General features: G+C 64.2%; 5 protein-coding genes. All 5 read left to right on the top strand.

Features of this window, described 5'->3' with window-relative positions; translation table 11 throughout:
* Positions 1-14 precede the first annotated feature (14 nt).
* Genes ACRDUX_RS12405 through ACRDUX_RS12385 form a run of 5 tightly spaced genes read left to right on the top strand, consistent with a single transcriptional unit; the run spans position 15 to position 5,700 of the window.
* Positions 15-872, top strand: coding sequence for an MlaE family ABC transporter permease (locus tag ACRDUX_RS12405; protein WP_526414293.1), 858 nt, complete (start codon positions 15-17; stop codon positions 870-872).
* A 13-nt stretch (positions 873-885) separates the two neighbouring features.
* Entirely contained in the window at positions 886-2,079 is a 1,194-nt protein-coding gene (locus tag ACRDUX_RS12400; protein WP_526414291.1) for an MCE family protein, read from the top strand.
* The gene (locus ACRDUX_RS12395) at positions 2,076-3,101 is read left to right on the top strand and encodes an MCE family protein (RefSeq protein WP_526414289.1); all 1,026 of its coding nucleotides are present in this window, start codon (positions 2,076-2,078) and stop codon (positions 3,099-3,101) included. The genes ACRDUX_RS12400 and ACRDUX_RS12395 overlap by 4 nt, the downstream gene beginning before the upstream one ends.
* Positions 3,101-4,183, top strand: a complete 1,083-nt coding sequence (locus tag ACRDUX_RS12390; protein WP_526414287.1) for an MCE family protein — start codon at positions 3,101-3,103, stop codon at positions 4,181-4,183. The genes ACRDUX_RS12395 and ACRDUX_RS12390 overlap by 1 nt, the downstream gene beginning before the upstream one ends.
* Before the next feature lie 26 nt (positions 4,184-4,209).
* Positions 4,210-5,700, top strand: a complete 1,491-nt coding sequence (locus ACRDUX_RS12385; RefSeq protein WP_526414285.1) for an MCE family protein — start codon at positions 4,210-4,212, stop codon at positions 5,698-5,700.
* Positions 5,701-5,866 lie beyond the last annotated feature (166 nt).

Below are 5,866 nucleotides of genomic sequence, written 5' to 3'. Positions count from 1 at the left end.
AGGGGCGCCGGGGCATGGGCACGATGCAGGTGGTGCGCAGCCGCTTCCCGCGGTTGGTCAGCACGGTCAACCGTCCGGTCGGGGCGTTGGGGCGCATCGGGGATCAGACGTTGTTCTTCGGCAAGGCCATCGGGGGAACGCCGCGCGCAGTAGCCCACTTCCGCAAGGAAGTCATCCGGCTGATCGCCGAGATCTCCATGGGTGCAGGCGTTTTGGCGATGATCGGCGGCACCTTGGTGATCGTCGGATTCCTGACCCTGGCCACAGGCGGCACGCTGGCCGTGCAGGGCTACTCGAGTTTGGGCAACATCGGTATCGAGGCGTTGACGGGGTTTCTGGCGGCGTTCATCAACGTGCGGATCTCTGCGCCGGTGGTGGCGGGCATCGGCCTAGCCGCCACCTTCGGCGCCGGGGTGACCGCACAATTGGGCGCGATGCGAATCAACGAGGAGATCGATGCCCTCGAATCGATGGGCATCCCGCCGATCGAGTACCTCGTCTCCACCCGCGTCGTGGCCGGGATGATCGCGATCACCCCGCTCTATTCGATCGCGGTGATCCTGTCATTCATCGCCTCCCGGTTCACCACCGTGGTGCTCTTCGGTCAGTCAGGCGGGCTGTACGACCACTACTTCGGCACCTTCCTGAACCCGATCGACCTTCTGTGGTCGTTCTTCCAAGCCATCTGCATGGCCTTGGCGATCCTGCTGGTGCACACCTACTACGGCTACTTCGCCACCGGCGGACCCTCCGGTGTCGGTGTCGCAGTTGGTAATGCGGTGCGCACGTCGCTGATCATCGTGGTGTCGGTGACTTTGCTGGTGTCCCTAGCCGTCTACGGCTCCAACGGCAACTTCAACCTCTCGGGCTAGGGAAAGGACACCGATGTCGCGATCAGCCATCCGCCCCCTGGTCGGCCTGGCCACTGTCGTCGCCCTGGTGGCGATCGTCGTCTTCGCCATCGGCATGTTCAATGGCGACTTCGGCCAAACGGTACCGGTCACCGTGGTCTCCGACCGGGCTGGGCTGGTGATGAACCCGCAAGCCAAGGTGAAGATGCACGGTGTTCAGGTCGGTCAGGTCGACTCGATCGAGGTCCGGCCGGACGGTAAGGCGGTTCTGCACCTGGCGATGGATCCCAGTGCACTGAAGTACATTCCGTCCAACGTGTCCGTCGACATCACCTCTTCGACGGTGTTCGGCGCCAAGTTCGTCGAGATGGCCGCACCCTCCACGCGGTCCCCGACGCCATTGGCCGAGGGCGCGCAGGTCAGCGCCGACCACGTGACGGTGGAAACCAATACCTTGTTTCAGCAACTCACCTCGGTGCTCAAAGCCGTCGACCCCGTCAAGCTGAATCAGACCCTCGCCGCGATCTCGGGGGCATTGAAGGGACGCGGGGAAAAGCTGGGTCAGACGGTGACCGACTTCGACCACTTCCTGCAGCAGATCAATCCCAGCCTCGACAACGTCAACCGCGATCTCGAGGTCGCGCCAACTGCGTTGAACGCCTACGCCGACGCCGCCCCGGATCTGGTCGACGTCCTCGACAACACCACCAGACTAAGCAACACGGTCATCGATCAACAGAAGAACCTCGATGCGTTCCTGCTGAGTGCGATCGGTCTGGCCGACACCGGCACCGACGTAGTCGGCACCAACCGCCAAGCCCTCACCGACGACCTCCGGATGCTCGTCCCCACGACGGCTCTCACGGCGCAGTACCAGGAGAACATCCGATGTGGATTTCAGGGACTCATCCCATTCCTTCGCATCCCGCCACTCGACCGGCCAGGCATCAAGGTGGAGACCAACTTCACCTTCGGCGTCGAGCGCTACCGCTACCCCCAGGACCTGCCAAAGGTGGCGGCCAAGAGCGGTCCGTCGTGTAAAGACCAACACCTTCCCGTCGTGCCGGACAACTTCCGCCCGCCCTTCCTCGTAGCCGATGTCGGGGCCAACCCGTGGGCCTACGGGAACCAGGGATTGCTGCTCAACTCCGACCGCCTCAAGCAGTTGCTGTTCGGACCGATCGACGGGCCCCCGCGCAACTCCGCACAGATCGGGCAACCCGGATGACGGGCTCGCGGGGCATGCTCGTCAAGTTCGTCATCTTCGCGTCGGTCATGTCGCTGTTGACGGTGTTCCTGTTCTTCACCTTCGGGCAGTACCGAACCGGATCCACCAACGGTTTCTCGGCGGTCTTCACCGACGCCTCGAGGCTGAAGTCCGGCGACACGGTGCGGGTGGCCGGCATCCGGGTGGGGACCGTGACCGATGTGTCGCTGCGTTCGGACCGCACGGTGCTCGTCGACTTCGACGCCGACCGCAACGTCGCGCTGACCAGCGGCACCAGAGCTGAGATCCGCTACCTCAACCTCACCGGTGACCGCTTCCTCAACCTGATCGACGGTCCCGGGTCCACCCGGCTGTTGCCGCCTGGCTACCAGATTCCGCAAGACCGGACCGAGCCTGCGCTTGACCTGGACCTGCTCCTCAGTGGCCTCAAGCCCGTCGTGCAGGGGCTCAACCCGCAGGACGTGAATGCACTCACTGGCTCGCTGATACAGGTGTTCCAGGGTGAGGGGGGAACCCTGAACTCCCTGTTGACCAAGACCTCGTCGTTCGCCAACGCGTTGGGCGACGACGATCAGACCGTGCAGGCGTTGATCGACAACCTCAACACCGTTCTGACCACGATCTCCAAGGACGGCGACAAGTTCTCCAGCGCGATCGATGGACTCGAGAAACTCATCACCGGGCTCTCACGTGACCGTGACCCGATTGGCACCGCCATCACCTCGCTCGACAACGGAACAGCCTCACTGGCGGACCTGCTGACTCAATCGCGCCCACCCCTGGCGGCAACCGTCGACCAGTTGAACCGACTCGCCCCGCTGCTCGACGACGGGAAGGCCTACCTCGACGGGGCGTTACAGCGAGCGCCGGGCAACTATCGCAAACTCGCCCGGATCGGTGCCTACGGCTCCTTCGTCCAGTACTACATCTGCGAACTCTCGTTCAAGGTGACCGACCTGCAGGGCAAGGCGTCGTTCTTCCCGTTCGTGAAGCAAGACAACGGAAGGTGTGCCGAGCCCTAATGCTGAAATACCGGGCGAAGAACCTCATCAGGATCGGTTTCATGGGCGTAGTGCTCGCCATCCTGATCATCGCCGTTGGGCTGCAGCCAGAACGGCTAGCGTCCTACGCGACGTCGTTGCAGTACAAGGCGCTGTTCGACGAGTCGGGCGGCATCACCGTCGGTGACGACGTCACGTTGTCGGGTATCAAAGTGGGTGCGGTGAACGATGTTTCGCTCGACGACGGCGTCGCCTTAGTCGGATTCACCATCGAGAGCAGGTATCCGCTCGGCTCGCAGACCTTGGCGCACATCAAGACCGGATCGCTTCTGGGGAAACGGGTGCTGACGCTGGAATCAGCGGGTGAGGGAAGGTTGGACCGCATCCAGGCAATCCCCGTCTCGCGGACGTCCTCGCCCTACTCCCTGAGTGACGCGGTCGGGGAGCTGACGTCCAATACCGCGGGTACGGATACTCAGCAGCTCAACCAGTCGCTCGACACGCTGTCGAGTACCTTGGATTCGATTGCGCCACAACTGGGCCCGACGTTCGACAGTCTCAGTCGGCTGTCCCGGTCACTGAACAGCCGCAACGAGACGCTGGGAAAGCTGCTCAAGAACGCCTCGGACGTCACCGGAATCCTCGCCGACAGAAGCCAGCAGGTGAACTCGCTCATCCTGAACGCCAACGACCTGTTGGCCGTGCTCGTCGAACGCCGCCAGGCGATCGTCGACCTGCTCGCCCACACGTCATCGGTCTCCAAGCAGTTGATCGGGCTGGTGTCGGACAACGAGAAGGAGTTGGCGCCGACGCTGGACCGCCTCAACGACCTGAACGAAGTGCTCGAACGCAACCGGGACAATCTCGCCAAGGCGATCCCCGGTGCCGCCAAGTTCCAGACCACCCTAGGTGAAGCCGTGTCCAGCGGGTTCTACTACACCGCCTACGTGCCGAACGTCCTGCCAGGTTCGTTGCTGGAGCCGTTCCTCGACTACGCGTTCGGATTTCGTCGAGGCGCGTTCGCCGGAGCACCACCGGAGCAGAGCGGCCCTCGCGCCGAGTTGCCACTTCCGTACAACGGAATCCCCGGAGGCCCACGGTGATTGCACGCAGACGGTTACGGATCGCCGTGGTAGGCATGCTGGTCATCGCGCTCATCGGAGGAGGCTTCCTCGCCATCCGCGCCGCGTACTTCGCGCCCACTACGATCGAGGCGTTCTTCCCGACGGCCACGGCCATCTATCCCGGTGACGACGTCAGAGTCGCGGGTGTCAAGGTCGGAACCATCGATTCGATTGAGCCGCAGGGCAATCAGGCCAAGATGATCCTGAGCATCGACGCCAAGGTGCCCGTTCCGGCCGACGCGAAGGCCGTGATCGTCGCCCAGAACCTCGTTGCCGCGCGCTACGTGCAGTTGACTCCCTCCTACAAGTCATCGGGTGGTGGCCCAAAGATGGCCGACGGGGCGGTGATTCCCTTGGACCGGACCGGCGTACCCGTCGAATGGGACGAGGTGAAGACCCAACTCCAGCGTCTCGCCACCGATCTGGGACCCAGCAGTGACGTGTCGGCCACCTCGGTGGGCCGGTTCATCGACAGCGCCGCCAACGCACTGGACGGCAACGGCGAAAAGCTTCGTGAGACGCTCAAGCAGCTCTCCGGGGTGGGCCGGATACTGGCGGAGGGTGGCGGCGACTTCGTCGGCATCATCAAGAACCTGCAGGTCTTCGTCACCGCACTGCGGGACAGCAACGAACAGATCGTGGCGTTCAACAACCGGTTGGCGACCCTGTCCAGCGTTCTCGACGGAAGCAAGTCCGACCTCGACGCCGCGCTGACGACACTCTCGGGGGCGATCACCGCGGTGAAGGGGTTCGTCGCGAACACCAGACACCGGACCGCCAAGCAACTCCAAGGGCTCAAGGACGTCACGCAGACGCTGGTCGACGTGAAGAAGGATCTCGAACAGGTGCTGCACGTCGCGCCCAACGCCTTCGCCAACGGTTACAACATCTATGACCCGGACACCGGCACGGCCCGTGGTGGATTCTCGATCCCCAACTTGGCTAGCCCCATGCAGTTCGTCTGCGGCGCGATTGGCGCTACGGCGAACGTCACTGCTCCGGAGGCCGCCAAGTTGTGCAACGACTACCTCGGTCCGGCATTGCGAGTGCTGAACCTGAACTACATTCCGGTTCCGCTAGATCCGTACCTGGCCAAGTCGGCCGACCCGCACAACATCATTTATGCCGATCCCAATTTGGCGCCGGGCGGCGCAGGCGGAGTTCCGAGACCCCTGGAGGACCCCCCGGCGGTGTCCGCCTACACCGGATTGAACGGCGACGTCCCGCCGCCCCCAGGCATGGGCCCCTCCACCGGCCCGTTCTCGGCGCCGGATCGCCCCAACACGCCACCAATACCGGCCCTGTTTCCCGGCGCCCCGGTGCCGACGGACCCACCGCGCATCGGACCCCCGATCCAAGGGTCACCCCCATCGGCAGCGCCCGCCGCCGACCAGGGCACCCCTAGCCTGCCGGGTCTTCTGCTTCCCGCTGAGGCGCCACCCCCGCCGGGCCCGGACCCAGCGCGGCCGACTACCGAGGGGACACCACCGTCATGATGACCGCAACGCCGATTCGCTGGCGCACGCGTCGAGCCCTGGCACGCCGGCTGCTCACCGCGGGCACCTGCGTGGCACTCACCGCCACCGGGTGCGCGTTTCAAGGCATCAACTCGCTACCACTGCCCGGCGCGGTGGGTCGTGGCTCCGACGCCCACGTCTACCA

The organism is Mycobacterium sp. (assembly GCF_050701675.1).
In the GTDB taxonomy this organism is placed as follows: Bacteria; Actinomycetota; Actinomycetes; order Mycobacteriales; family Mycobacteriaceae; genus Mycobacterium.
The sequence above is the reverse complement of the archived record's forward strand: the minus strand, read 5'-3'. Positions and strand labels throughout refer to the sequence as shown.